This is a genomic window from Pontibacter coccineus, assembly GCF_030546575.1.
GTDB lineage: Bacteria > Bacteroidota > Bacteroidia > Cytophagales > Hymenobacteraceae > Pontibacter > Pontibacter coccineus.
In genome coordinates this window covers 133,795-159,883 of the sequence record NZ_JAUOTN010000005.1, presented here as the reverse complement: position 1 = coordinate 159,883, position 26,089 = coordinate 133,795, and the positions used below count along the sequence as shown (strand labels likewise).

24 protein-coding genes and 1 other RNA gene are annotated in these 26,089 nt (G+C 53.1%); 15 read left to right on the top strand and 10 right to left on the bottom strand.

Going from position 1 to position 26,089, the window contains the following annotated elements; translation table 11 throughout:
• Nucleotides 1-30: 30 nt before the first annotated feature.
• Genes pseC through Q4E40_RS13340 form a run of 9 tightly spaced genes read left to right on the top strand, consistent with a single transcriptional unit; the run spans nt 31 to nt 11,092 of the window.
• A complete protein-coding gene (pseC, locus tag Q4E40_RS13380) occupies nt 31-1,209 on the top strand; it encodes a UDP-4-amino-4,6-dideoxy-N-acetyl-beta-L-altrosamine transaminase (protein ID WP_303412832.1) in 1,179 nt (392 codons plus the stop codon).
• Between the two features lie 2 nt (nt 1,210-1,211).
• On the top strand, nt 1,212-2,096 hold the full coding sequence (locus Q4E40_RS13375; RefSeq protein ID WP_303412831.1) for an aldo/keto reductase: 885 nt from the start codon (nt 1,212-1,214) through the stop codon (nt 2,094-2,096).
• Entirely contained in the window at nt 2,093-2,881 is a 789-nt protein-coding gene (locus Q4E40_RS13370) for an SDR family NAD(P)-dependent oxidoreductase (protein ID WP_303412830.1), read from the top strand. The genes Q4E40_RS13375 and Q4E40_RS13370 overlap by 4 nt, the downstream gene beginning before the upstream one ends.
• The gene (locus Q4E40_RS13365; protein ID WP_303412829.1) at nt 2,875-3,684 is read left to right on the top strand and encodes a cytidylyltransferase domain-containing protein; all 810 of its coding nucleotides are present in this window, start codon (nt 2,875-2,877) and stop codon (nt 3,682-3,684) included. The genes Q4E40_RS13370 and Q4E40_RS13365 overlap by 7 nt, the downstream gene beginning before the upstream one ends.
• 1 nt (nt 3,685) lies before the next feature.
• Complete coding sequence (gene pseG, locus Q4E40_RS13360; protein WP_303412828.1) at nt 3,686-5,170, top strand: UDP-2,4-diacetamido-2,4,6-trideoxy-beta-L-altropyranose hydrolase; 1,485 nt, start codon at nt 3,686-3,688, stop codon at nt 5,168-5,170.
• A gap of 16 nt (nt 5,171-5,186) precedes the next feature.
• Nucleotides 5,187-6,230 (top strand): pseudaminic acid synthase, encoded by a 1,044-nt coding sequence (pseI, locus tag Q4E40_RS13355; protein ID WP_303412827.1) that lies wholly within the window; start codon nt 5,187-5,189, stop codon nt 6,228-6,230.
• A gap of 3 nt (nt 6,231-6,233) precedes the next feature.
• The gene (locus Q4E40_RS13350) at nt 6,234-7,520 is read left to right on the top strand and encodes a glycosyltransferase family protein (RefSeq protein WP_303412825.1); all 1,287 of its coding nucleotides are present in this window, start codon (nt 6,234-6,236) and stop codon (nt 7,518-7,520) included.
• A gap of 48 nt (nt 7,521-7,568) precedes the next feature.
• The gene (locus Q4E40_RS13345; RefSeq protein ID WP_303412823.1) at nt 7,569-9,566 is read left to right on the top strand and encodes a LamG-like jellyroll fold domain-containing protein; all 1,998 of its coding nucleotides are present in this window, start codon (nt 7,569-7,571) and stop codon (nt 9,564-9,566) included.
• Between the two features lie 50 nt (nt 9,567-9,616).
• Entirely contained in the window at nt 9,617-11,092 is a 1,476-nt protein-coding gene (locus Q4E40_RS13340; RefSeq protein ID WP_303412822.1) for a lipopolysaccharide biosynthesis protein, read from the top strand.
• Between the two features lie 100 nt (nt 11,093-11,192).
• Here the strand turns inward: Q4E40_RS13340 and Q4E40_RS13335 are convergent, their stop codons facing one another.
• The 5 genes from Q4E40_RS13335 to Q4E40_RS13315 form a co-directional block, all read right to left on the bottom strand.
• A complete protein-coding gene (locus tag Q4E40_RS13335) occupies nt 11,193-11,906 on the bottom strand; it encodes a cell division ATP-binding protein FtsE (protein ID WP_303412821.1) in 714 nt (237 codons plus the stop codon).
• Between the two features lie 6 nt (nt 11,907-11,912).
• Nucleotides 11,913-12,116: a hypothetical protein gene (locus Q4E40_RS13330; RefSeq protein WP_007654512.1), complete on the bottom strand. Its 204-nt coding sequence runs from the start codon at nt 12,114-12,116 to the stop codon at nt 11,913-11,915.
• Between the two features lie 140 nt (nt 12,117-12,256).
• Nucleotides 12,257-12,913 (bottom strand): fructose-6-phosphate aldolase, encoded by a 657-nt coding sequence (fsa, locus tag Q4E40_RS13325; RefSeq protein WP_220624165.1) that lies wholly within the window; start codon nt 12,911-12,913, stop codon nt 12,257-12,259.
• 209 nt (nt 12,914-13,122) lie between these two features.
• Nucleotides 13,123-13,220, bottom strand: an RNA gene (ffs, locus tag Q4E40_RS13320) — signal recognition particle sRNA small type.
• A gap of 82 nt (nt 13,221-13,302) precedes the next feature.
• Nucleotides 13,303-13,464: a hypothetical protein gene (locus tag Q4E40_RS13315; RefSeq protein ID WP_303412817.1), complete on the bottom strand. Its 162-nt coding sequence runs from the start codon at nt 13,462-13,464 to the stop codon at nt 13,303-13,305.
• A gap of 105 nt (nt 13,465-13,569) precedes the next feature.
• On the opposite strand from Q4E40_RS13315, the gene guaA reads away from it, so the two are divergent.
• The 5 genes from guaA to Q4E40_RS13290 all read left to right on the top strand — a co-directional run bounded on the left by guaA (nt 13,570) and on the right by Q4E40_RS13290 (nt 19,798).
• Complete coding sequence (gene guaA / locus Q4E40_RS13310; protein WP_303412816.1) at nt 13,570-15,099, top strand: glutamine-hydrolyzing GMP synthase; 1,530 nt, start codon at nt 13,570-13,572, stop codon at nt 15,097-15,099.
• A 233-nt stretch (nt 15,100-15,332) separates the two neighbouring features.
• Entirely contained in the window at nt 15,333-17,036 is a 1,704-nt protein-coding gene (locus tag Q4E40_RS13305; RefSeq protein WP_303412814.1) for an ABC transporter substrate-binding protein, read from the top strand.
• 74 nt (nt 17,037-17,110) lie between these two features.
• Nucleotides 17,111-18,412 carry a glutamate-1-semialdehyde 2,1-aminomutase gene (gene hemL, locus Q4E40_RS13300; protein WP_303412813.1) on the top strand — a complete coding sequence of 434 codons (1,302 nt, stop codon included), beginning with the start codon at nt 17,111-17,113 and terminating at the stop codon, nt 18,410-18,412.
• A gap of 186 nt (nt 18,413-18,598) precedes the next feature.
• Nucleotides 18,599-19,135 (top strand): dCTP deaminase, encoded by a 537-nt coding sequence (gene dcd, locus Q4E40_RS13295; RefSeq protein WP_303412812.1) that lies wholly within the window; start codon nt 18,599-18,601, stop codon nt 19,133-19,135.
• 216 nt (nt 19,136-19,351) lie between these two features.
• Nucleotides 19,352-19,798, top strand: coding sequence for a hypothetical protein (locus Q4E40_RS13290; protein ID WP_303412810.1), 447 nt, complete (start codon nt 19,352-19,354; stop codon nt 19,796-19,798).
• Nucleotides 19,799-19,859: 61 nt separating this feature from the next.
• On the opposite strand, the gene gldC is transcribed toward Q4E40_RS13290, so the two are convergent.
• Nucleotides 19,860-20,201, bottom strand: coding sequence for a gliding motility protein GldC (gldC, locus tag Q4E40_RS13285; protein ID WP_303412809.1), 342 nt, complete (start codon nt 20,199-20,201; stop codon nt 19,860-19,862).
• A gap of 78 nt (nt 20,202-20,279) precedes the next feature.
• Here gldC and Q4E40_RS13280 point away from each other — a divergent pair, with 78 nt between their 5' ends.
• The gene (locus Q4E40_RS13280) at nt 20,280-21,314 is read left to right on the top strand and encodes an endonuclease/exonuclease/phosphatase family protein (protein ID WP_303412808.1); all 1,035 of its coding nucleotides are present in this window, start codon (nt 20,280-20,282) and stop codon (nt 21,312-21,314) included.
• A gap of 67 nt (nt 21,315-21,381) precedes the next feature.
• Here the strand turns inward: Q4E40_RS13280 and dnaN are convergent, their stop codons facing one another.
• From dnaN to gldA, 4 genes are all read right to left on the bottom strand, one after another.
• Nucleotides 21,382-22,506, bottom strand: coding sequence for a DNA polymerase III subunit beta (gene dnaN, locus Q4E40_RS13275; RefSeq protein WP_303412806.1), 1,125 nt, complete (start codon nt 22,504-22,506; stop codon nt 21,382-21,384).
• Nucleotides 22,507-22,612: 106 nt separating this feature from the next.
• On the bottom strand, nt 22,613-24,313 hold the full coding sequence (gene gldG, locus Q4E40_RS13270; RefSeq protein WP_303412805.1) for a gliding motility-associated ABC transporter substrate-binding protein GldG: 1,701 nt from the start codon (nt 24,311-24,313) through the stop codon (nt 22,613-22,615).
• Nucleotides 24,307-25,035: a gliding motility-associated ABC transporter permease subunit GldF gene (gene gldF, locus Q4E40_RS13265; RefSeq protein WP_303412803.1), complete on the bottom strand. Its 729-nt coding sequence runs from the start codon at nt 25,033-25,035 to the stop codon at nt 24,307-24,309. The genes gldG and gldF overlap by 7 nt, the downstream gene beginning before the upstream one ends.
• Before the next feature lie 129 nt (nt 25,036-25,164).
• A complete protein-coding gene (gene gldA / locus Q4E40_RS13260; protein WP_303412801.1) occupies nt 25,165-26,076 on the bottom strand; it encodes a gliding motility-associated ABC transporter ATP-binding subunit GldA in 912 nt (303 codons plus the stop codon).
• Between the last annotated feature and the right edge of the window lie 13 nt (nt 26,077-26,089).

Below are 26,089 nucleotides of genomic sequence, written 5' to 3'. Positions count from 1 at the left end.
AGCACATTATCAAATTAGCACATTAATAATATGAAGCCTATACCTTACGGTCGCCAGCACATCACAGAGGATGACATACAGGCGGTGGTGGAAACACTGCAATCGGACTTCCTGACGCAGGGGCCGAAGGTGGCTGAGTTTGAGCAGGCCTTCGCTAATTATGTGGGCGCCAAATACGCCGTGGCGGTGAGCAACGGCACGGCCGCCCTGCACCTGTGCGCCATGGCGCTAGGCGTGAACGGGAGCTCCCGCGTCATCACCACACCCATCACCTTTGTGGCCTCGGCCAACTGCGTGCGCTACTGCGACGGCACCGTGGAGTTTGCTGACATCGACCCGGCCACGGCTTTGATCGACATCGAGAAGGTGCGCCGGATGTTGGAGGGCAAACCCAAAGGCTACTACAGCGGCATCATACCTGTGGACTTTGCCGGCAACCCGGTGAACCTGGAAGAGCTGCGTGAGCTGGCCGATGAGCACGGTATGTGGATCATCGAAGACGCGGCTCATTCCCCCGGCGGCTACTTTGTCGATAGCCAAGGCGAGCGGCAGTTCTGCGGCAATGGGCGCTTTGCCGAGCTGGCCATCTTCTCCTTCCACCCCGTCAAGCACATCGCCACGAGCGAGGGCGGCATGGTAACCACCAACGACGAGGAACTCTATCAGAAATTACTGCTATACCGCACCCACGGCATCACCCGTGACCCGAACCTGCTGGAGGAGAACCACGGCGGCTGGTACATGGAGATGCAGGCCCTGGGCTACAACTACCGCATCCCCGACATGCTTTGTGCCCTGGGCATCACGCAGCTGGCTCGCGCCGACGAGGGCATGGCCCGTCGAAGGGAGATTGCCAGGGTATACGACGAGGCTTTCGCAGACGCGGCAGGTATAGCAGTGCTGGGCACCAACCCAGCGTCCCTGACCGACACCGGTGAGACAGGCCATGCTTACCACCTGTACGTGATCCAGGTGGCCGACCGCAAGGGACTTTACGACTTCCTGCGCGAGCACCAGATCTTTGCGCAGGTGCACTATATCCCGGCCCACACCATGCCCTACTACCGCAGCCTGGGCCACAAGAAAGGCGACTTCCCGAAAGCGGAGCACTACTACGAGGCTTGTCTGAGCCTGCCCATGTACCCGACCCTGGCGGACGTGGAGCAGCAGTACGTGATTGAGAAAGTAAAGGAGTTTTGCAAAGCTTGAGTTTGGAAAACCATTCATCGGCACAGCGACTGATCCTGGGCACAGCCCAATTCGGTCTCCCCTACGGCATCAGCAACCAACGCGGCCAGATTCCGGAGGCCGAGGTGGCAGCTATACTATCCGAAGCAGCGAAGGCAGGTATAGACACCCTGGACACGGCGGCGGCCTACGGCAACAGCGAGACATGCCTGGGTAATGTCCTGAGCACGCTGCCAGGCGAGCACCGCATCATTTCCAAGTACCTGCCCAACCAGCCCGACAAACCTATCGTGCAGGCATTCCGCGAATCGCTGGAACGGCTGCAGGTTGACAAAATCCATGGCTATCTGCTGCACAGCTATGCAAGTTATAGCAGCAGGCCGGGCATCCTGGATGAGCTGCTGAAGCTGAAATCATCCGGCCAAGTGGAGAAGGTTGGCATATCGCTTTACCATCCGGCGGAAGCGGAGGAACTGCTGCAGCAGGAGGCGTCGATCGACCTGGTGCAGTTCCCCTACAGCCTCTTCGACAGGCGTTTTGAAGAGCTGTTGCCCGAACTCAGCAGCCGGGGCATTGAAACGCACATCCGCTCCGTATACCTGCAGGGGCTGTACTTTATGCAGCCGGACCAATTGCCGCTATACCTGCAGGAGGCAGTGCCCAAACTGGAGCGGCTGCGACAGCTGGCCAATTCCAATCAACTCCCGATTGGGGCGGTTTGCCTGGGTTTTGCGATGGCAAATCCCTATATTTCCAGAGTGGTGATCGGTGTAGAGAGCCTGCAGACCCTGCAGGAGAACATCCGCTACAGCGGCACGGTGCTGCCTCAGGCGCTGTATACCGAGCTGCTGGAACTGAAAGAAGAAAACGAAACGATACTCTTACCCTACAAGTGGCCCGCACGATGAGCAAAAGTCTGACTGACCTATTTTCACTGACCGGCAAAGTAGCCCTCGTTACCGGCGGTTACGGCCACCTGGGCACCGCCATCAGCCGGGGGTTGGCCGAGGCAGGTGCCACCGTCTATGTGCTGGGCCGGAGCGAGGACAAATTCCAGGAGGCTTTCAGCGAGCAGCCCAACCTGAACCTCTCCTTCCTTTACTGCGACATTTCTGACACGAAAACCGTTGCGGCAGCCTTTGAGCAGGTGCAGCGTGAGCAGGGCCGCCTGGACGTGCTGGTCAACAACGCCTTTTACTCCAAGGGGCAGCAGCCGGAGCAGCTTACGGACGAGGAATGGTCCTACGGCATAGACGGCAACCTCAGCAGCGTGTACCGCTGCATCCGGGAGGCGATCCCCCACCTGAAGCAGCACGGCGGGCGCATCATCAACGTGTCCTCCATGTACGGCATGGTCTCCCCCGATTTCAGCATTTACGACGAGAGCCCCGCTTTCCTGAATCCGCCGCACTACGGCGCCGCTAAGGCAGGCGTGCTGCAGCTCACGCGCTACTTCGCCTGCTACCTGGGCAAGCACAACATCACCGTCAACGCTGTCACGCCGGGGCCTTTTCCCAGCGAGCAGGTGCAACAAGACGAGGCCTTTGTGGAGCAACTCAAAAAGAAGAACCCGCTTGGTCGCATTGGCGAGCCCGACGACCTGAAGGGCGCCTTCGTATACCTGGCTTCGGACGCCTCGGCCTTTATGACGGGTCAGAACATGGTGCTGGACGGAGGCTGGACGGCATGGTAAAGGTCGGTGCCATCATACAGGTGCGCCTGGGTTCGGAGCGACTGCCGGGCAAGGCCCTGCTACCGCTGCCTTTCAGCGGAAACGCCAGTTTGTTGGAGCATGTGGTGACGAATGCCCGTTCTGCAAAGTCCTTGCACCAAACCATCATCGCCACTACCACACGCTCCGTGGATGATGCCATCGAAGCTTTCTGCAACACTACAGATATTCCCTGCCTGCGCGGCTCAACCGATGATGTGCTGGAGCGCTTCCGGCAGGCGGCCTATACCTACGAACTGGATGTGATCGTGCGGCTCACCGGCGACAACCCCTTCGTGATGCCGGAAACGATTGATCAGGCGGTGGCGCAGCTACTTAATACAGGTTCGGATTATATGATCACCACTGGTCTGCCCCTGGGCACCAATGTGGAGGCATTTACCCGTCAGGCGCTGGAAACAGCCGCTTCCCAAGCCACGGCAGCCGCTGATCGGGAACATGTGACGCCCTTTATCAGAAGGGAATCGGGCTTTAAGACCCAGACCCTGCCATTTGATTCGCCCATCAGTCAGCTGCGTTTAACCGTAGACTACCCGACCGACTATGCGTTGGCTGCCCTGCTTTTTGAGCGGCTCTGGAAACCGGATCAGCCGGTAACGCACGAGGCGATTGGCCAGTTGCTGCACGAACAGCCCTGGCTGCAGGAAATCAACACGGTCAATTCGCAGCGGCAGGTTTTCGTAAGCGAAGAGGAGGAATTGGCAGCGGCCCGAAAATTGCTGCAAGCCGGTGGGCTTACCAGGGCACTCTTAAAATTAGGTTAGCATGAACAGGAAGACACGCATCATTTTCAGGGCAGATGGGAACAGCCGCATCGGACTGGGCCACGTGACGCGCTCGCTGGCGCTGGCGCACATGCTGCGCCAGGAGTTTGAGTGCGTGTTCGCTATTCAGTCGCCCGACCTGGCTTTACAGGAACGGATACGGGAAGTATGCGACGGCATCATCGTGCTCCCGCCCGCCGATGCGGAGGCAAGCCGCTTTGTGCATGAACTGGATGCGTATGTCTCAACCGAAGAGATCGTGGTATTGGATGGCTATACCTTCGGCACCGCATATCAACAGAACATCAAGGCCCGAGGAGCCGCGCTCATTTGCATCGACGATATCCATGCCTATCATTTTGTGGCCGATGTGGTCATCAACCAGGCAGGTGGGGTTTCTCCTGAACTATACGATACGGCATCCTATACCCGTCTGCTGCTCGGTCCGCACTATGCGCTGCTCCGACCGGCCTTCCTGAAAGCCGCCAAAGCTGCCCGCACCGCACCCGAAGGTGGACTGCGTGTGCTGGTCTGCATGGGAGGCGCAGACCCTGATAACCACACCCTGCAGGCATTGGAAATACTACAGGCTATACCTGCAGTTAAGTACATTAAAGTGGTGGTGGGAAGCGCCTACAAGCATGTTCAGGATTTAAAGCAGCACTTAAAGAAGCTGTCGCAGGCCACGCTTCATCACGACCTTTCTGCCGAAAGCATGCGTCGGCTGATGACCAAATGCCCTGCGGCCATCACCTCGGCCAGCGGCATCTCTTATGAATACGCCGCTGTGGGAGGCATTTTGTTTGTAAAGCAAACTGCCGACAACCAGGCAGGTATGCACCAATTTCTGACCACAGCAGGTATAGCCCAGGACTACAGCAGCCTTACACAAGCACTGCCACAAGGTATAAAAGAAGCAAGTTTTGCAGCGCAGCTTAAAACACAGCGTCAATATTTTGATGGCAAAAGCGGTGAGCGGTTGCTGGACATATTCAGAAGATTGAGTCTTGCCGCTAACCTGAATCTCCGGAAAGCTATACCTCAGGACCTGCACCTGCTATTTGACTGGGCCAATGACCCGGAGGTGCGCCGTCATTCTTTCAACCCAGAGCCGATTCTGCTGGAGAACCATACCCGCTGGTTTCAGTCCAAACTTGACAACCCCGACGCCATGCTCTATCTTGCTGAGGCCGATGGAGAGCCGGCCGCCCACATCCGCTTCGACATTCACGGCAGCACGGCTACGATCAGTTACCTGATTGGGGCCGACTACCGCGGCAAAGGGCTGGGCCATACCGTACTGCTGAAAGGTATTCAGCAATTGCTGCATGACCGACCTGATGTGCAGCTCGTGGAAGGACTGGTAGAGCAGCAGAACAAAGCCTCTGTGCGGTCATTTGAGAAAGCCGGTTTTGCGTACGGAGAAGCAGATCCGGCACACCCGAAGGCATTCCGATTTGTCTGGCAGCCAACAGCCAGCGCATAGTTTAGAAACAGAAACCATGATCAATGATATCAGTATTGCCGGCCGTCTGATCGGCCCTTCCCATAAGCCCTTTATCATCGCTGAGATGTCGGGCAACCACAACCAGTCGCTGGAGCGGGCGCTGGCCATCGTGGACGCTGCCGCTGATGCGGGTGCCGACGCCATCAAGCTGCAGACCTACACGGCCGACACCATGACGCTGCCCGGCGCCCTCACCATCGAGGACGAGGGTTCGCTCTGGAAAGGCCGTGAACTGTATGACCTCTACAAGGAAGCCTATACCCCCTGGGAGTGGCACCAGCCTATTTTTGAGCGGGCAAGGGAGCGTGGCATCATCGCCTTCTCCTCCCCTTTCGACGAGTCGGCGGTTGACTTTCTGGAGAGCCTGGATGCCCCGGCCTACAAAATCGCCTCGTTTGAGAACACAGACCACCCGCTCCTGCGCAAAGTGGCGTCTACCGGCAAACCTGTGATCATGAGCACCGGCGCTGCGACCGTGCAGGAAGTGGCCGAAGCCGTGCAGGTGCTGTGCGAAGACGGCTGCCTGGAACTAATCCTGCTCAAGTGCACGTCCACCTATCCGGCCACGCCGGAGAACACCAACCTGCGCACCATCCCGCACCTAAGCGCCTTGTACGACGTGCAGGTGGGTCTCTCGGACCATACCATGGGGGTTGGGGCTTCAGTGGCTGCCGTGGCCCTGGGCGCCACAGTCATCGAGAAGCACTTTACCCTCAGCCGCGCCGACGGTGGTGTGGACTCGGCCTTTTCGCTGGAGCCTGCCGAACTGCAATCGCTGGTGATGGAGTCGGAAAGGGCCTGGCTGGCGCTGGGGCATGTGCAGTACGGCGTACAGCGGGCCGAGGAAAAAAGCCGTCTCTTCAAACGTTCCATTTATGCCAGCCAGGACATCAAAGCAGGAGAAGCGTTTACAAAGGAGAACATCCGCGTGATCCGTCCAGGTCTTGGTTTGGCGCCGAAACATTATGACGAACTTCTGGGCAAAAACGCCGCGCAGGAAATCAAAGCGGGCACACCGCTTAGCTGGGACATGGTGTAGCGCATGAAAGACTGGTATACGCTTTACCGCAACATCCTATACCTGCACTTCTCCGAGGGTTTCTACCGACTACCGGAAAGCGCCAAGAATGCAGCTTCACCGTCTAATCCCGCCATGCGACTGCTACGCATGGCCGGCTATACCCTGATGCGGCTGTTTGGTAATCTGTTTCAGTCAGTGGAGCAGCCGGAGCGACTGCGGGGTAAGGTGTGGCTGTATGTGGTCAGTCAGAACAACTACGACAGTCTGCATTTTTTGCAAGAGGCTATACCTGACGCCGTGATGGTGGCCGGTCAGAGCAAGGCCATTGGCAGGTATAACCAGCAGGTAGCGCGGCTTTCGCTTCGAAAAAAGCTGTTCTTCTACTACAAATTTCTGCCGCTTTTCTTTCAGTTTCTCTCGCATCGCAAATACAGCACACTACGCTTCGTGGATTTGCTTTACGATGCCATCGGCTTTTACGAGGTATACCTGCAGAAGCTCAAAAAGTACCGTCCGCAGGCCATCGTGTTTGCCAACGACCACAACGCCGATGCCCGCGCCATGCTGCTGGCGGCAAAAGAGCTGGGGATAAAAACCGTTTATGTGCAACACGCCAGCGTGAGCAACTTATTCCCGCCCCTGGCTTTTGACCTGAACCTGCTTGAGGGACAGGACTCGCTGGACAAGTACAGGCAGTGCGGTCCGGTGCACGGCCAGGTGGAGTTTATCGGCATGCCGAAAGCTGATCAGTTTGTGCCACTCCGCAACAGGAACCAACAGGTGCAGACACTCGGTATAGCTTGCAATCTGATGGACCGGGTGGAAGAAGTGGAGCAGTTGCTTCGCCACATCAGCCGGGATTTCCCACAGCTGCACATCCTGCTGCGCCCCCACCCCCGCGACAAGCGCAGCTATACCTCTGCCACCGGCATCAGCCCGAACATCAGCCTTTCCGACGCACGACGGCAGTCCGTTTTTGAGTATCTCCGCGAGCTGGATATGCTTATAAGCGGTAACTCCGGCATTCACCTGGAGGCAGTGCTGCTGAATGTGTGGTCGGTTTACTTTAACTTCAATCCTAGGGAAGAACTGCACGACTATTATGGCTATGTAGCACACGGACTCGTGGAAGAGGCCGCCTCTTACCCCGCACTTAAGCCGATGCTCGAGCAGGGTATACAGCAAAAGCCCGAGGTGTACCTGCGGGCCCAATACTATAATGCAACGGTAGGTACGCCCTATGACGGCGAGAGCAGTGCGCTGGCAAGCGATTTTGCAAGGGCGATGCTGGCGAATCATAGCAAATAATGTTTATATTCAGTCTCTTGAATATTTCTCCCCAAAAACACGTCGCGTTTGAAAACACCTTTACACGTTAGCCTGGCTTTTCTCTTACTATTTGCCTGCAATACACTACTGAGCGCACAGGGGCCGGGCAATGCTTTAAAATTGGATGGCAGGGATGATCATATGGTCTGCGGCACATCGAACCGGGGCATTACCAACACGATAACGGTGGAAGCGTGGGTTAAAACCACCTCTTTCAAGTATCATTGGGTAGTCGGCAAATACGATCGGTATGGTGGTGAACGAGGCTATCATTTGATCATAAAGGACGGGAAGGCAGCTTTTGCCGGCCGTGATGGGTCCGGGCACTACCGGAATTCGGGCTATACAGCTGAATTGGTAAACGACGGCCAATGGCACCACCTGACAGGTGTCAGTTACAATGGTGCCTGGCGGATTTTTGTCGATGGCATCCTGAAAAACGAATCCCACACTGGCTATGCATCTACTGACCTGACCAACACGGCTCCGTTGGCAATTGGCAAAGACTATTTGGCTGATAGCGAAAATTTCGTCGGAGAGATTGATGAAGTGAGGATCTGGAAAAAGTTCTTGCCGGTAGAGGAAATCCGTCGTCTGATGTGCTCTAAAATTTCAAACCCTCAGGAAATACCAGACTTAGTTGCCTACTTCAATTTCGACAATTCAGGCGGGAGTACCGTGAAAGACCTGAGTACTCAGAAAACCGACGGTGGCTTTCGCAATATGAATCCGTCGACCGCCTGGGTAACATCCAGCGCACCAATTGGTGACAAAAGCTTGCCTAACTATCACATTCCTGATCAGAACTCCACGGTAGCGATGCACATGCAGGAAAAGGGCTTTAGCTTTTATGCTTCCGACCTGAATCGCACCACGCAGGGCTTTCACATTTACTATGTGGATGCAAAGCCCAACACAACTGCAGGTATAGCCGATCCGGCGCAGGTAAACAGCTACTTTGGTATATTTCAGGTAGGCACTCCACAGTCGGCTCACCACATCCAATATTATACCCCAAATACATTATGTAAGCAGAGTTTATATCATCGAGCCGATAATGCAACGAGCCAATGGGATTTAATCAAAACAGTACCCGCAATCGAACCGCTGCGCTATACAGGGATGGCCAAACAGGCGGAGTTCGCTTACAACACGTCAGGAACACAAGCACCCCGCATTCATAGTAGCGGCGACTTCTGCATTGGACGAAAAGCGACGTTGCAAATTAACACGACCGGCAATGTGCTTTGGAGCACAGGTGAAACAAGCAAGAGCATTATGGTGAGCCAACCGGGGGAATACAGTGTAACCGTATCCCTGGATGGCTGTACCTTTACAGATCGGGTGACGGTAAGTGAAATGCCCTACCCTGTTGTTGACTTAGGCCCGGATCGTACGCTTTGTAGTGGCGAGCGAACCATGCTTGTAGCTCCCGCTGGCAACTACACTTATAAATGGAGTACAGGCGCCATTAGCAGTAGCCTCGAAGTTAAAACTTCCGGGAAATACTGGGTAGAGGTGACGAACACCAACGGCTGCACTACCCGGGATGAAGTAACTGTTACAGTAAAGCCACAGCCAGATTTTACCCTCCCTCTGCAACTGAACGCCTGCTACGGTGAGCGGATCAACGTGGACGCCCTGACGCCAGATGCCACTTACCTGTGGAGCACAGGACATACCAGCCCGATGGTCGTTGTAACGGCTCCTACCAAACTGAGTGTTGCCATTACTGTGAACGGCTGTACCTATACCCGCGAGGTGAACGTTATCAGCGAGGAATGTCCTGTGATCCCTAACATCATCACACCCAACGGGGACGGCAAAAACGATACGTTTGTGTTGCAGGGCATCAACATAGATCAGGTTGAAATTGAAATTTTTAACCGCTGGGGGGTTAGTGTGTACAAGCGCAACTCCTACGACAACAAATGGGCCGGACCGGGAAGCGGCATGTACTATTACCACATCAAAAGCGGACAGACCCAGCAGGTATACAAAGGGTGGGTGGAAGTAGTGAGGTAAAGCTGGCAACTTTGCCTGAATCCTATACCTTTGTGGCCTGAATCAGAAACATGAGCAAACATCTCCAGCGCGAGGGAATCTGGAACACCATCATTTCATATGCCGGCATCGTGATCGGTTATGTGAACACGATCCTGCTTTTCCCCAACTTTCTGGAAGAGGAGGAAGTGGGCCTCACCCGCCTGCTGATCCAGATCTCGGTGATGTTTGCGCAGTTCTCGGCGCTCGGCTTCGTGAACATGAGTGTGCGCTACTTCCCTTATTTCCGGGACAAGGGTAAAGAGCACCATGGTTTCCTGTTTCTGCTGCTGGCTATACCGCTACTGGGCTTTGGCGCCATTGCAGGGCTCTTCCTGCTTTTCAAGCCGGTCGTGGTCGACTATTACATCGAGAACTCCCCCCTCCTGCTCGACTACTATTACTTCGTCATCCCGCTGGCCTTTTTCACGCTGCTCTTCAACCTGCTCACGGCCTACCTGCGCTCGCTGTTCAAGACCATCATTTCGTCCTTCGCCCAGGATTTTCTGCTGCGTATACTGACCACGGCGCTTATCGGGCTCTATGCGCTTGATTGGATCGGGTTCAGGGAGTTCGTGCTGCTTTACATCGTGATCAACGCGGTGATCACGCTCTCGCTGGTGGTGTATGCACTGTGGCTGAAGCAGTTTTTTTTGCGCCCACGCCTGGCTGCGCTCCGCATTGTGCCCCTGCGCGAGATGCTCTATTATGGCCTTTTCACCTTCATGGGCAACATTTCCGTTACCATTATCACCACAGTCGATCAGATCATGATCAGTTCATACAGCCTGGGCGACAATGGGGTATATACCACTGCTTTCTTTATGACCAGCGCCATCATGGTGCCGGCCCGCTCTATTTTCAAGATTGCTTTTCCGCAGGTGGCAGAATATTGGAAGGAAAAGGACATGACAGGGATGGAGCGCCTTTACAAGCAGATCACGCTTATCAACCTGATCATCGGCCTGCTACTGTTCATCGGCATCTGGGCCAATATCGACAACCTGTTCTCGTTTATGCCGGAAACCTACTGGGCTGGTAAGTATGTGGTGCTGTTCCTGTCCATGGCCCGCATCATTGACCTGGCGACAGGCTTAAATGGCATCATCCTGGCCACTTCTGATAAATACCGCTGGGATTTGCTGTTTAACGTAGTGCTGGCAGGTCTTACCATCTGGACAAATTATGTTTTCATACCCTTATATGGCATCAACGGAGCGGCGTTGGCTTCCATGATCTCCTATGTGACCATCAACCTGCTGCGCCTGTTCTTCGTGCAGTGGCTCTACAAGATGCAGCCTTTTGCCTGGAGCTCCGTGACAGTGACAGTAATTGCAGTCATAGCGCTGGGAGCCTCATACCTACTGCCCTTCCTCGGGAATGTATACCTGGATATCGTGGTGCGCTCCCTAATGATCACCACCATTTACATGGGACTGATGCTGAGCCTACGGGTATACCCGGACATGAACCAGTGGCTGCTCGCGCAATGGCGCAGGCTTGGCTAATTGATGGTACGCCTCAGAAATCGCTGATAAATTGGGGACAGGTTTACCAAGTTAAGAAGCCTTTTATCAAAAACTCCTTCATCAATAAAAATCAAATTACTTAGTACCCGGTGGTCAGATTGAAGTTCTCTACTTTTGAATCGAGCACTTTGCCGTTTTCGCACTTAAGTACGCGGTGCGGGTAGCGGTTGATGATCTCGTAGTTGTGTGTTGCCATCAGGACGGCTGTACCACTGTTGTTGATCTCGTTGAAGAGCTGCATGATGCCGTCCGCAACGATCGGGTCGAGGTTACCGGTAGGTTCGTCAGCCAGCAGGATAACCGGCTCGTTGAGGAGTGCACGGGCCACCACAATGCGCTGCTGTTCACCACCTGACAGTTGGTGTGGCAGTTTGTTGGCCGCTGCGTCCAGCCCTACACGCATGAGCACTTCTGTGATGCGCTGCTTGCGCTTCGACTTGTCTTTCCAGCCAGTGGCTTTCAGCACAAAGGCTAGGTTCTCGGCCACGGTGCGGTCAAATAGCAACTGGAAATCCTGAAACACAATGCCGATCTTGCGGCGCAGGTAGGGCACCTGCTTGCGTGGCAGTTTGCTGAGTTTAAAATCGGCAATATGACCTACGCCCGTCTGAAGCGGCAGGTCACCGTAAAGGGTTTTGAGCAGTGAGCTTTTACCACTACCGGTGCGCCCCACCAGGTACACGAACTCCCCTTTATCAATGTCGAAATTGACACTGCTCAGCACGGTGTTCACATCCTGGTAAATCGCCACGTCACGTAGTGACACCACAGGGGTAGAAGAAGAAAAGCTCATAGGAAATTAAATGTCTAGTTGCTGCAGTTTACCAAACTCAAGGGACTCGATCAGTGCTGCCAAAGCCTCCTCTTTTCCCTCCAGCCCGTAGCGGTCGAGGTTCTTAAGCGGTCGGTCGGCTCTAAAATAGGCAATCAGCACGAAGTTATCGTCGCGCAGCTGAATGTAATCCGGAATTTTGGCCTTGCCCTTTACTTTGATGATGTACATCTTGGTTCAATGAATAATGAGTAGTGACTAATGAATAGTTGGTAGGTATATAATGGGTAATGATTAACGAAGAATAATGTTTTAAGCCTTTCGCCCTATGCACTATTCCCCATTAATCATCACTCATTATTCATTAATCATTACTTATTTCCTTTGGCGTGGTCAGCCAGAAACTTCTGCAGACCAATGTCAGTCAGTGGGTGGTTCAGCAGACCGGTGATCACAGAAAGTGGGCAGGTTACCACATCAGCTCCCAGCTCGGCGCACTGCACCAGGTGCATCACGTGACGTACCGAAGCAGCCAATACCTGCGTCTGGTAGCCGTAGTTGCCGTAAATGTGCACGATCTGCTCGATCAGCTGCAAACCATCCGTTGACACGTCATCCAGACGGCCTACAAACGGAGACACATAGGTAGCGCCCGCTTTAGCCGCCAGAATAGCCTGACCGGCAGAGAATACCAGTGTACAGTTGGTTTTGATGCCGCGCTCGCTGAAGTGACGGATCGCTTTCACGCCTTCGCGCGTCATTGGCACTTTCACCACGATGTTCGGGTGCAGCTCAGCCAGGATTTCACCTTCGCGCACCATGCCGTCGAAGTCTGTCGCGATTACCTCGGCGCTGATGTCGCCATCCACGATTTCGCAAATCTGCTTGTAGTGCGCCATCACGTTATCGTGACCGAAGATGCCTTCCTTGGCCATCAGCGATGGGTTGGTGGTAACACCGTCGAGCACACCGAGATCGTGCGCTTCCTGAATTTCCTGCAGGTTTGCAGTATCAACAAAGAATTTCATAATACTGAGGATGTAGATTTTCCTACAAATCTAACGCAATATGCCCTAAGTCAAAAGACATTGTCTAAAAGTTGCGGGACTATTAAGGGATAAGGCCTCTGAGACGGGTTAACCTGGTGTATGACAGGGTTTAGAGAAGAGTATAGCGGGCTGCCGGACTTAAAACAAAAAGACCGGCTACGGACCGGTCAAAAAAGTAGCGGTAAAAAAAAGTGGCAAACCAACATCGCGCCGCATCAACCATCTACCCTTGCTGCCTTCCGGCCCTGGGGGAGTTCGACGGGAGCAGGCCGTGCCGATTTGCCGTTACAAAGGTACGAAGAATACCATTCGGTGCAAGCGTATTCTAAAGAAATATCGAGGAATAGCGGTAGGAGGAGTTTATGGCGCTACTGCTCAGGTGGTTTAATTTTACGACCACCTATACCTATACCTATACCTATACCTATACCTATACCTATACCTATACCTATACCTATACCTATACCTATACCTATACCTGGAGCAGCCTGTCCCACCCTAATAGACACAAGCGGGGACGATCGCGCCATTCCACATGCCTTTCATTTCAACACTGAACCTCATCTTTGACACTGCTCACAAAACATATCTCCCCTATTTTTGGCAAAAAAGCCTAATACACCTTACCTTTGCGCATGCCAGAAAAAATACTGATTCTCGACTTCGGCTCCCAATACACCCAGTTGATCGCAAGACGGGTGCGCGAGCTAAATGTATATTGTGAGATTTACCCTTACAATAATGTTCCGGAACTTACGGAAGATGTCAAAGGCGTTATTCTATCGGGCAGCCCCTGCTCGGTGCGCGACCACGAACACCCTACGATCGATCTGAGCCAGTTTATGGGCAAACTCCCCTTGCTGGGCGTTTGCTACGGAGCGCAGCTGATCGCTTACGAGCACCAGGGCGAAGTTACCCCTTCCACCATCCGCGAATACGGCCGTGCCAGACTTACAGAGCTGCATACCGCCAACCGCCTGATGAAAGAGCTCACTCCAGGCTCTGTGGTATGGATGTCACATGGTGATACGATCAAGGAAATTCCAGCTAATTTTGAAGTAATAGCCAGTACAGAGACGGTGCGCGTCGCTGCTTATAAGCTGCGTGACCAGGAAACGTATGGTATTCAGTTCCACCCGGAAGTTACTCACTCTGACGAAGGCAAAACCCTGCTCCGCAATTTTGTGGTGCACATCTGCGGTTGCCAGCAGGACTGGACCTCGGAGCAGTTTGTGGAAGCGACTGTTGCAGATCTGAAGCAGCAACTGGGCAATGATAAAGTAGTATTGGGCCTATCCGGTGGTGTAGACTCCAGCGTGGCAGCCATGCTGATTCACGAAGCGATCGGTAAGAACCTATACTGCATCTTTGTTGACAACGGACTGCTGCGCAAAGATGAGTTTGAGTCGGTGCTGGACTCTTACAAGCACATGGGCCTGAACGTGAAAGGCGTGAACGCCAAAGACCGCTTCTATGAAGCGCTGGCCGGCATCTCCGATCCGGAAGGCAAGCGCAAAGCCATTGGCCGTGTGTTCATTGAGGTATTCGACGACGAGGCACACAAAATAGAAGACGTGAAGTGGCTGGCGCAAGGCACCATTTACCCGGACGTGATCGAGTCGATGAGCGTGAAAGGTCCTTCTGCTACCATCAAGTCGCACCACAACGTAGGCGGTCTGCCTGATTTCATGAAACTGAAAGTAGTTGAGCCATTGAAAGCGCTCTTCAAAGATGAAGTGCGTTTGGTAGGCAAAACCCTCAAGATCGACGATAACATCCTCGGCCGTCATCCTTTCCCTGGACCGGGACTTGCTATCCGTATTCTGGGCGACATCACGCCAGAGAAGGTAAACGTACTGCAGCAGGTGGATCATATCTTCATCAGCAACCTCAAAAAGTCAGGGCTATATGACGAGGTATGGCAGGCTGGCGCTATCCTGACGCCGGTGCAGTCGGTGGGTGTGATGGGCGACGAGCGTACCTACGAAAATGTGGTAGCCCTCCGTGCTGTGACCTCCATCGACGGTATGACAGCGGACTGGAGCCGTTTGCCGTATGAGTTCCTGGCCGATGTGTCCAACGAGATCATCAACAAGGTAAAAGGCGTAAACCGCGTGGTTTACGACATCAGCTCGAAACCACCGGCTACCATCGAGTGGGAATAAATTATTGAGTGATTTGGTGATTGAGTGAGTTAGTGATTGAGCGAATTAGTGAGTTATTAAATAGTCATACGAAGGATTTTCAGGAATCCCAGTAGCGATTATTCAAAGTTTTAATTTTGGAGAATTTCAAAACAGGTAAACCCCTGCAGTCGGGACACTTCAAGGTGATTCTGAAAGCTAATTAACCACTCAATCACCAATTCACCCAATCGCTCAATCAAAAATAAAACAACATGAAAGGAAGCTTATTGAAGCATGCAGCGGGTTTGCTGCTGGCGGCCACGCTTGCACTGCCGACACAGGCGCAGCAGGATTACAGCACCACTTATAGCAATGGCAAAGTACTGATTGATCAGGAACGTTATGACAAGGCGATGGCCGAGCTTTTGCCTGTCACGCAGGCTGGTCCCAAAAATCCATACGCTCCCGAAGCTTCCTACCTCTATGCCGTAGCGGCGCTCAATGCGAACAAACTGCCCGAAGCCCGTCGTATGCTCCAGCAGTTGCAGGGGCAGCACCCGAACTGGCCCAACCAGCCTGAAGCGAGTTACCTGCTAGGCAACGTGCTTTTTGAGCAGGGTGAATACGAGCAGGCGCTGGCAGAACTGAACAGCATTCGGTCTTCCAAACTGCAGGCCGATGCCGAGAATCTGAAGCGCCATTACCTGATGCGGATCACAGACCGTGCAGCCTTCGAGCAGCTACTGCAGCGCTACCCGGACGATAAAGCCGTGGCTCATACTTTTGCCGATAAGCTGCTGGCTGGCTGGTACCGTCCTGAGGACAAAACCACCCTGGAAAGCATCGTATCAAAGCACCGTCTGGACCGCAACCGCTACCTGAGCGCCAACGCCATGCGCAAGCAGGCCTACAATGTAGCCGCTCTCCTACCCTTTCAGCTAGACCAGGACCTGGGGCAGGCAGCGCGCAAAAACCAGTTTGCCACGGACCTTTACGCCGGCATGAAGATGGCCCAGGACTCTCTCAAGCGCGAAGGCATCAACATCAACCTGTATACCTACGATGCTGGCACTGACACCACTGCCGTAAAACGCCTCCTGGAAACTTCGGAGCTTCAGGGTATGGATCTGGTCATTGGCCCCGTTTACAGATCTTCAGCCAAAATTGTCGGTCGTTTCGCTGCCCAGAACAATGTGAATGTGATCAACCCGCTTTCGCAGGACCTGGAAGTTGCCGGTCAGAATCCAAATGTCTTTCTGTTTGAGTCCTCGGTGGCCACGCAGGCGCGCCAGGCTGCTACCTACGCTTACCATACGTTTGAGCCAAAAACGGCCATCATTCTGTACGAAAACAGCAAAGACGACATCGCCTTTAGCCAACACTACCGCGAGCAGTTCCTGAAGCTGGGGGGCAAAGTAGCAGTTTATAAGAAAATAAATTCTGCTCAGAGCGCTGCTACCGCCGCTGCTTTTAAGGAATTGAAATTTGAGAACGTAGGCCATTTAGCTGTTTTCTCAGATCAGATGACGGCTGCTGCCAACACGGTGAGCACCCTGCAGTCCAGAGCGGCTACACTCCCACTGGTTACCTTCGAGAATTGGCTGGGTATAGGTCAACTGACGCTGCGCCAATTGGATGACCTGGAGATTTACTTTGTCAATCCGAAATACATTGATCAGATGAGTTCGGCAGTGCAACATTTCCGCAAAAGGTACGCTGCCAGGTATAACATGCCGCCATCGCCGTATGCTTATGCGGGTTTTGAGATGATGTATTACTTCGGAACCTTGCTCCAGAATTATGGCACGCGCTTTAACCTGGCCCTGGGCTCAGAAGGACTCAGACCGGGCGTCTTCTACAAAGGGATAGGGTATACGGACCGCGCCGCTCAGAACGAGGTGCGCCGCGACAACCAGTACATCCCGATCACCAAACTCGAGAACCTGCAACTGACCGTCGTGAATCCGGTTTTTTAAGGATTCTGGCTTCACCAATCAGGGTATAGCACCCTGATCAAATTATTCCTTTCACCATCTAAGAACTCAGCATTATGAAAATAGCGCCAATCAGCGAAGAACTTTTCCAGCGTGCACAACACTCCATACCGGGCGGGGTAAACTCTCCTGTTCGTGCCTTCAGGGCCGTGGGCGGCAATCCGCGTTTTATGGTTTCGGCCAAAGGCCCTTATATGTATGACGAGGATGGTAACCGCTACCTGGAGCTTATCAACTCCTGGGGGCCAATGATTTTGGGTCATGCCGATGAAATAGTGCAGGAGGCTGTTCAAAAGGCTATCCCTAACTCCCTCTCCTTTGGAGCCCCAACGCGCAAGGAAATCGAGATTGCGGAGCTGATCGCGGACATGGTGCCGTCGATTGAGAAAGTGCGCATGGTGAACTCCGGAACCGAAGCTACCATGTCGGCCGTGCGTGTGGCCAGAGGCTATACCGGCCGCAACAAAATGATCAAGTTCGAAGGCTGCTACCACGGCCACGGTGACTCTTTTCTGATCGCTGCCGGAAGCGGTGCTATCACGCTTGGCGTACCGGACAGCCCCGGTGTGACGAAGGGTGTGGCTGCCGATACGCTCACAGCTCCTTATAATGATCTGGAAGCAGTTAAGACACTGGTAGAAGGCAATAAAGACCAGGTAGCAGCCATCATTCTGGAGCCAGTGGCTGGTAATATGGGTCTGGTACTCCCAGAAGTTGGTTTTCTGCAGGGTCTGCGTGACCTCTGTACGAAGGAAGGCATCGTGCTGATATTTGACGAAGTGATGACAGGTTTCCGCCTGGCTCCGGGTGGTGCACAGCAGCTGTTTGGCGTTACGCCGGATATGACCACACTCGGCAAGATCATCGGAGGAGGCATGCCAGTGGGCGCTTACGGCGGGAAGAAAGAGATCATGAACTTCGTGGCGCCAGCCGGACCGGTATACCAGGCAGGCACGCTTTCAGGCAACCCAATAGCCATGTCGGCGGGTATGGCGATGCTACAGTACTTGCAGTCGCATCCGGAGGTATACACGAACCTGGAGCGTACTACGACCAACATGGTAAACGGCATGAAGAAGAACATGCAGGAACTGGGTATGAACTTTACGATCAACCACGTGGGCTCCATGTTCAGCATCTTCTTTACAGAGCAGCCTGTCACAGACTTCGAAAGTGCCAAAACTTCTGACACAGCCATGTTTGGCCGTTACTTTAACGGTATGCTGCAACGCGGCGTATACCTGGCCCCTTCGCAGTACGAGTCGCTGTTCGTTTCTACGGCCATTACAGATGAGTTGGTAGAAGAGTATATCAAAGCCAACCGTGAGGCGCTTCAAGAGGCTGTAGCGCAACAATAAGCTATACCTCTCTAATAAGAGAAAAGAGACGGCAGTTCAGAAATGGGCTGCCGTTTTTTCTTGCTATACCTCTCATATCTCCAAACAAGGTATAGCTTCACCATCTCGGCTCAATCAACAATCGACAATTAACAAGCAACAATTCACCCATTTTGCTTACTTTTACGGCCATAACATTGCACCCCCATGATTCTTACAGATAAGCAGATTTTAGCAGAGATTGAGAAAGGCACTATCCTGATCGAGCCATTCAAGCGCTCTGGCCTTGGCACCAACTCTTACGACGTACACCTGGGCCGCTACCTGGCCACTTACCGCGACGAAGTGCTCGACGCCCGTCAACACAACCAGATCGACGTGTTTGAGATCCCGGAGGAGGGATTCGTGCTGCAACCCAATACGCTATACCTGGGCGTGACGCTGGAGTATACTGAAACCCACGCGCACGTGCCTTTCCTGGAAGGCAAATCGAGCGTTGGCCGTCTGGGTATCGATATCCATGCTACCGCCGGCAAAGGCGATGTAGGCTTCTGCAACACCTGGACACTGGAGATCTCCGTAACCCAGCAGGTGCGCGTATACCATGGCATGCCGATTGGTCAGCTGATTTACTTTGAGGTGAAGGGTGGCATTGAGAATTACTACAACAGCAAGGCAAACGCCAAATACAACAACCGCACGACCAAACCCGTCGAGTCGATGATGTGGCGGAACGAGTGGTAGAATCCAAAATAAAATCAAAAAAAGAGGTCAAATTGTTAGCAATTTGACCTCTTTGGCATTATTTCTGCACTATATTGCTTGTATTCGACACTGAAGAGTAGGCGAAAAAAAAAATTTAAATACCGGAATCATTTACAGACAACCCGCGTTTTAAAACTACGCTGCCTCAGAAACGAAATCTGGAAAAGCATTGAAAACACCAAAAACACTACAATTATGAAAAAGCTACTGGTAACAACATTGATGGTATTCGGAACTGTATTCGGCGTATTCGCTACAGGTAATAATATAACTGTTGTTGCTGAGAAGCGCGCCAACCACCTTTCTGAGCAGATGATTCGTGAACTTCGTTTGAATAACTACCAGGCGAACAAGGTTAGAGAGATCAACATGGCTGTAGCTGCCCAAATTACTGAAATTGAGCAGAAGCATGAAGGCAACGCACAGCTGATTGCAGAGCAGTGCAAAGAAGTACTGGCCGTTCGTGACCTGGAGTTCGAGGATATCCTGAGCACGGTACAGTACAACGACTACTTCGGCGATCGTAAAATGTACTCAAAGGTTGATCGTGAGTTCGTATCCAGCCTGGACGAGCAAGGTTCTGAGAACATGGCCACCATCCAGAAGACTGATAAGAACGCGATTGCTTCTAACGCAAAGTAGACCGATCCAAAATTTAAAAGCATAAAAGCCACCTCAAGAGGTGGCTTTCTTTATTTACAAGCTAGTTGTTTTCCTTTTTGCGCTCCTCTTCCACGTGTTTCATCAGGTCTTCGCACAGGGCGCGCATTTTATCGGCCATCACCTTGTCGCTGGTAGCGGTGGCAATACTTTGGGCCATGGCCCCGATCGTATCAATGTAGAAATACTTCATCTCGTCGATCGGCATGTCCTTGGTCCACAGGTCAATTTTCATCGTGCCTGCTTCGTCGCGATCCCACAGGGAAATGTTGATGGCCTTGGCAAAATGGATTTTTTCCCCTGCGTCAGTGGCTCTCCAGCTAATGGCCTCCGGTACGCGCTGCTCGTCAAGTGCTATGCTAAAGTATATCTCAGATTTCTTCATTTTCTTTTCTTTTTAAACTTTGTGCTATATATATCTCGTACTATGCTTGAATATTAAAACCAAGTACAAAGTTACGCGATGCGCTACGGAATAAAAACCTTCTTCATTCTTTTTAGCCTGACCATCCTTTCAGGATGCGCCAGCTTAACCTCATCTATCAAAAAACCGAAACTCTATACCCTTGCTTTTTATAACACGGAGAAGCTCTACGATACTCAAAACGACCCCAAAACAGACGATGACGGCTTTACACCGGGCGGCGTCATGCAGTGGGACCAGGAAAGGTATAAGACCAAGATACGCCATGTAGCGCAAGTGATTGAAACCATCGGTGGAAAGGGCGGCCCTGACATCATCGGTCTCTGTGAGGTTGAGAACCGCCAGGTGCTGGATGACCTGGTGAAGTCTTCCCCGCTGCGCAAGCGACGCTATGGCATCATCCATTACGACTCCCCCGACCCTGAGGGACTGGACGTGGCCATGCTCTACAACCCCAGAGTTTTCAAGCCGACTTCGCAGACCAACCTACCCATCAGGTTTTCAGAGAAGGGATTCACCTCCCGTGGCATCCTGCAGGTGAAGGGCACCCTGGCTGGTGAGCCGGTTACGGTGTATGTGAACCACTGGCCGGAAGATCGCGGCAGCGCGGCTCTGGGGGCAGCCCGCAGGCGAGATGCGGCAACTGAACTACGCCGGCAACTGGACTTGCAACTGAAAGCAGACAAGAACGTCAAAATCATCGTGCTGGGGGACTTTGCAGACGAGCCTAATGCGGTGAGCGTGGAGAAGGTTTTAAGGGCTTCTGGCCGCCCTAATCCCGCTTTTCAGAACGAGCTTTTTAACACGTTCTACCTATGGTTTGTGCAGGGCGACGGCAGTTACCACACCCGCAACGACAACAAGATGCGCGACCAGATCATGGTCACTAAATCAATGGTGAATACGCAGGCCGGCTTGCATTATGTCCATGGCTCAGCGCAAATACATGACCCTGAGTTTGCCAAATTCACGTTTGGCAGGTATAAAGACACGCCTCGCCAGACTTGGTCGCATACCTTGTACCTGGGAGGGTATAGCGATCACTTCCCGGTGTACATAAAACTGCAAAAGTAGGCACCCCTAAAAACAGGAAAGGCGAACCAAAACGGTTCGCCTTTCTGCATTAGGAGAAATTATCTTCTTATACGTAATTGTTCAGCATTACAGGCATCACCAGCATCAGAACATTTTCATTATCTTCATTTGCAAGCGGCATCAGCAGTCCTGCACGGTTCGGCGTAGACAGTTCAAACGAGATTTCGTCTGCGTCGATGTTATTGAGCATCTCGATCAAAAACTTCGCGTTGAAGCCGATTTCCATATCCTCACCGTCGTACTGGCACGTCAGGCGCTCGTTAGCCTCGTTCGAGAAGTCCAGGTCCTCAGCAGATACCTGTAGTTCAGAGCCAGACAGCTTCAGACGAATCTGGTGTGTGGTTTTGTTGGAGTAGATGGAGATACGGCGCACAGAGCTCAGCAAAGCGGCACGGTCGATCACCAGTTTGTTCGGGTTCTGCACCGGAATCACGTTCTCGTAGTCCGGATAGCGCTCGTCGATCAGACGGCAGATCATGCGGATGTTGTCGAAGCTGAAGAAAGCGTTGGACTGGTTGAACTCCATACGAACCGCAGTCGCCTCAGAAGGCAGCGTAGACTTCAGCAGCGTGAAGGCCTTGCGCGGGATGATCAGCGACGCTTCCTGAGCCGTAGTGATGTCCGTACGACGGAAACGCAGCAGACGGTGACCGTCCGTGGCGACGAAGGTTACGTTATCCGTGCGCAGCTGAACGTAAATACCCGTCATGGCCGGACGAAGTTCGTCGTTACTTACTGCGAAAATAGTCTTGTTAATGGCGCGGGCCAGCACGTTAGACGGAATCTCGATGGCGCTGCCACCTTTTACCACAGGTACACGTGGGAAATCGGTTGCGTTCTCGCCGGAGAGTTTGTAGCGGCCGTTTGAGGAGCTGATCTCGATGGTATAGGTCTCTTCGTCGATGGTGAAGGTTACCGGCTGATCTGGCAGGTTCTTCAGCGTCTCGATCAGGATCTTGGCAGGGGCAGCAATGCGGCCACTTTCCTTCGCCTCTACCTGCAGTTCGGTGATCATGGAAGTCTCCAGGTCACTGGCTGTGATGGTCAGGGTGCTGTCGTTGATCTCGAACAGGAAGTTTTCGAGGATAGGAACCACCGGGTTGTTGGTTACCACACCGTTTATGCTGGCTAACTGCTTCAAAAGAGCAGAGGAAGAGACGATAAATTTCATTATGTAGAGCTATAATGTTATTTGGACAAAGTTAAAAATTTTTCGCATTTAAACTACCTGAAACCGGGCGGCATTTCACAATTTCTTTACATACAGGGCAAAAATTTTAGAATCGCTCGTAACGCCGCTTGCGCAGGTAGTAACGCACCACCCCAAACAGGCCCAGCAGTACGATCGGGGCCACCAAGTTGAGCAGCTGCCAGTAGGTACGCTCCTCTTTTACCCGCACCCTGTCCAGCGGCCGCAGCTGTATTTCTTTACTTCGTACGTTGATCAGGCCTTCAGAGTCCAACAGGTAGTGGATGGTGTTCATGGCCAGTTCCCGGTTGGCAAAGGTCACGTTGTTATACCTATCGAAGCCCAGCTCATAGGCCTGCCCGGTACGGGGGTTTACCTCGTTGCGCACCAGGTCGCCATCCGAGAAAACTGCTATTTTGGTCGGCACGCCAGTTTCTTTCACTTGCGGATCGGCTGCCCCTTCGGGCGCTCTCCTGTTACGGAAGAGCGAGGTAAAGGCGCCTTCCAGCAAGTAGCCCACCGGCTGCGGACCTGCCTGGTACTGCTCCGGCTTCACTTCCATACGGGCCTCCTCCAACGTCAGCGGCACAGGAGCCTGCATCACACGGGAATAAACGGAGGTATAGACGAGGGGTGTTTTGCGGATACCATCGGCCCGCACCGTATCCATGGTTCCAATAAACTTCGAATAAACCGCATCGATGTTGCGCGTGATCGGGTGTTTGCTGAAGGTATTGAGCAGCGGGTAGAAGCGCCAGTTGATCATCTCTGTCTGTGGCCGCTCGCCCATATAGCCCGTTACGATGGGTATAAAACCGGAGTTCAGGTCCATGATCATCGTTGGGTTCAGGCGCACACCGTAGCGGAAAAGCAGATCATCCAGGTTCAAATTATAGGGCATAGCAAACATGCCGCCTGCTCCCACGCTGTCCATGTTCGCGTTGAGGGCGTCTACGAAGAACACTGCCTTGCCCCCTTTCATGATGAACTGGTCGATCTTGTACTTGTCAGCTTCTGTGAAGGCTTCGGTTGGTTTGGCGATGATGATCAGGTCCAGGCCGTCCAGCGAAGGGATATCACGCAGCTCGCCGCGGGCTACCCGGTAAAACTCCTGCAGAGAGCCCAGCAGATCGGTTACATACTGCGTCTCTAACTGCCCCTGCCCGCTGATGTAGCCAATGGTCTTGTTTCCCTGGAAGGCCATCTTGCGGATTGCCGTGGCCAGTTCGTACTCCACCCCTTCTACCGATTGGTTCAATCGCTCGTCCGGTGAGGCCGCCAGGTTGCCTTTCAGGAGCATCACCCCAGTCTCTTTGCCTTTGTACATGACACGGGCGCCCGGAAACACGAGACGCTCTACCTGTTTGCCGCCTTCATTGGCCCGCAGGTTGGTCGGCTGTATACCTGAAGCCGCCAGTTTCTGGAAAAATTCTGTACGCTCCTGCTCGTCCGTTATTTCGTTCGGATCGATGAACTCGTAGCGCACGTTGCCGCCTGCGTAAATCCTGAACTCGTCCAGTGTTTCGCGCACTGACTGCTGCAGACGCTTGAAGCCCGCCGGGAACTCGCCATCCAGGTATACCTCCACAAACACCGGCTCCGGAAGCTCTGACAGCATCTGCTTAGTAACAGGCGAAATAGTATAGCGTTTGTCATCGGTCAGGTCGAGCCGGAAGAAGAAATTGGCCGCCAGTATGTTGAGCAGCACAAGGACCGCCAGCGCGATCAGAAAGCGGGTCAGGTCGCGGCTGCGCTTGCTCTTTGGTATTGTTGCCTGCTCTGTTACCATTTTCTGCTGTTCAATACAAGTCTAGTGGAAAGTATCATGATGGCGATCACGCTCAGGAAGTAGAGCACGTCGCGCGAATCGATCAGCCCCTTGCTAATGGCTGAATAGTGGTACTCTATACCTAGCTGACTGATAAAGTAGCCGTATCCGCCCCACACAGGTATAGAAGCGATCAGTTCGAAGCCGGCATAAAAGATATAGCACAGGAAAATAGCGATCACAAAAGAGATGATCTGGTTGTCGGAAACGGATGAGGCGAACACCCCGATGGCCGCAAACACACCTGCCAGAAACACCAGCCCCAGGTATGATCCCACCACTGCGGCAGAGTCGACGTTGCCCTGCGGATTGCCGAGTTCATACACGGTATAGTAATAGATGAGGGTAGGTATAAGCGCAAACAGCGCCAGCAGGAGCGCCGCGAAGTACTTGCCCAGGATCAGCTGCAGGTCTGTGATCGGTTTGGTGAGCAGGAGTTCGATGGTGCCTTCGCGCTTCTCTTCTGCAAACGTGCGCATGGTGATGGCCGGAATCAAAAACAAAAACAGCCAGGGCGCCATGTTAAAGAGCGTCTGCATGTCCGCAAAGCCGTAATCGAGCACATTGCTCTCGGGGAACACCCACATGAACATGCCGATGGCAACCAAAAATACCATGATCACGATGTAGGCAATCAGGGTGTTCAGGAAGCCGTTGAATTCTTTTTTAAGTATAGCGAGCATTAATATTAATTATTAATGGATAATGACGAATGAATAATGGTTTTAAGTGATCAGAAAAAAACAAGGTATAGCCAAAGAGCATATCGTACCTGAATTAATCATTCCTCATTATTAATTATTCATTACTTCTTACTTCGTCAGTTGTTGGAATATTTTTTCGAGTGAGTTTTCTTCGTGTCGCAGCCCTACCAGTGGCCATTGGCGCTCGGCAGCCACCCGGAACAGGGTAGCACGGATATCCGTATCCTTGCGCGAAACCACCCGGTAGGTAGTCCCCTCAGCTAGTGTGGCTGACAGTACGCCCGGCACTTGCTCCAAAGCCTCGACAGGTATAGGCTGCTCAAATTCCACGAGGGTTGTCTTCTCGTTACGGGCACCGGCCTGCAGGCTGGCCACGTCGCTGTCGGCAACCAGTTTGCCGCGGTTGATGATCACCACACGGTCACAAATAGCCGTTACTTCCTGCATGATGTGCGTCGAGAATATCACGGTTTTGTCCTGCCCGATGCGCTTGATCAGTGCCCGGATCTCGACGATCTGGTTCGGGTCAAGGCCGGTGGTTGGCTCATCCAGAATCAGCACCTGGGGGTCATGCACCAACGCCTGCGCCAGGCCCACCCTCTGGCGATAACCTTTGGAAAGTGCTCCGATCTTCTTGCCCTGCTCCAGCGTGAGTCCGCAAAGCTCCACCATTTCCTGCACGCGCCCCTTCGCCCGGCGTCCTTTCAGGCCGTAAACAGAAGCCACAAATTGCAGGTACTCATGCACGTACATATCCAGGTATAGCGGGTTGTGTTCCGGCAGGTAGCCCACGCTGCGGCGGACGGCAATGGAGTCCTGCACGGCGTCGTAGCCATTCACGAGTACGGTGCCAGTCGTAGGCGGCAGGTAGCAGGTGGCGATTTTCATGGTGGTGGACTTGCCAGCGCCATTTGGCCCAAGAAAACCCAGTATCTGGCCCTGCCCAACGGAAAAGGAAATATCGTCTACCGCCCGCTGCGACCCGAATATTTTGGTAAGATTCTTTACTTCAACTGACATGCTTTGTAATGAT

Excerpts from the sequence above, each read along its gene's own strand:
- gldG (WP_303412805.1), bottom strand. The coding sequence starts at position 24,313 with ATGGTAACAGAGCAGGCAACAATACCAAAGAGCAAGCGCAGCCGCGAC.
- Q4E40_RS13350 (WP_303412825.1), top strand. The coding sequence starts at position 6,234 with ATGAAAGACTGGTATACGCTTTACCGCAACATCCTATACCTGCACTTC.
- gldC (WP_303412809.1), bottom strand. The coding sequence starts at position 20,201 with ATGAAGAAATCTGAGATATACTTTAGCATAGCACTTGACGAGCAGCGC.
- Q4E40_RS13290 (WP_303412810.1), top strand. The coding sequence starts at position 19,352 with ATGAAAAAGCTACTGGTAACAACATTGATGGTATTCGGAACTGTATTC.
- gldA (WP_303412801.1), bottom strand. The coding sequence starts at position 26,076 with ATGTCAGTTGAAGTAAAGAATCTTACCAAAATATTCGGGTCGCAGCGG.
- Q4E40_RS13370 (WP_303412830.1), top strand. The coding sequence starts at position 2,093 with ATGAGCAAAAGTCTGACTGACCTATTTTCACTGACCGGCAAAGTAGCC.
- Q4E40_RS13315 (WP_303412817.1), bottom strand. The coding sequence starts at position 13,464 with ATGGCGCGATCGTCCCCGCTTGTGTCTATTAGGGTGGGACAGGCTGCT.
- Q4E40_RS13280 (WP_303412808.1), top strand. The coding sequence starts at position 20,280 with ATGCGCTACGGAATAAAAACCTTCTTCATTCTTTTTAGCCTGACCATC.
- guaA (WP_303412816.1), top strand. The coding sequence starts at position 13,570 with ATGCCAGAAAAAATACTGATTCTCGACTTCGGCTCCCAATACACCCAG.
- Q4E40_RS13305 (WP_303412814.1), top strand. The coding sequence starts at position 15,333 with ATGAAAGGAAGCTTATTGAAGCATGCAGCGGGTTTGCTGCTGGCGGCC.
- Q4E40_RS13335 (WP_303412821.1), bottom strand. The coding sequence starts at position 11,906 with ATGAGCTTTTCTTCTTCTACCCCTGTGGTGTCACTACGTGACGTGGCG.
- Q4E40_RS13365 (WP_303412829.1), top strand. The coding sequence starts at position 2,875 with ATGGTAAAGGTCGGTGCCATCATACAGGTGCGCCTGGGTTCGGAGCGA.
- gldF (WP_303412803.1), bottom strand. The coding sequence starts at position 25,035 with ATGCTCGCTATACTTAAAAAAGAATTCAACGGCTTCCTGAACACCCTG.
- fsa (WP_220624165.1), bottom strand. The coding sequence starts at position 12,913 with ATGAAATTCTTTGTTGATACTGCAAACCTGCAGGAAATTCAGGAAGCG.
- dcd (WP_303412812.1), top strand. The coding sequence starts at position 18,599 with ATGATTCTTACAGATAAGCAGATTTTAGCAGAGATTGAGAAAGGCACT.
- Q4E40_RS13340 (WP_303412822.1), top strand. The coding sequence starts at position 9,617 with ATGAGCAAACATCTCCAGCGCGAGGGAATCTGGAACACCATCATTTCA.
- hemL (WP_303412813.1), top strand. The coding sequence starts at position 17,111 with ATGAAAATAGCGCCAATCAGCGAAGAACTTTTCCAGCGTGCACAACAC.
- Q4E40_RS13330 (WP_007654512.1), bottom strand. The coding sequence starts at position 12,116 with ATGTACATCATCAAAGTAAAGGGCAAGGCCAAAATTCCGGATTACATT.
- pseG (WP_303412828.1), top strand. The coding sequence starts at position 3,686 with ATGAACAGGAAGACACGCATCATTTTCAGGGCAGATGGGAACAGCCGC.
- pseC (WP_303412832.1), top strand. The coding sequence starts at position 31 with ATGAAGCCTATACCTTACGGTCGCCAGCACATCACAGAGGATGACATA.
- pseI (WP_303412827.1), top strand. The coding sequence starts at position 5,187 with ATGATCAATGATATCAGTATTGCCGGCCGTCTGATCGGCCCTTCCCAT.
- dnaN (WP_303412806.1), bottom strand. The coding sequence starts at position 22,506 with ATGAAATTTATCGTCTCTTCCTCTGCTCTTTTGAAGCAGTTAGCCAGC.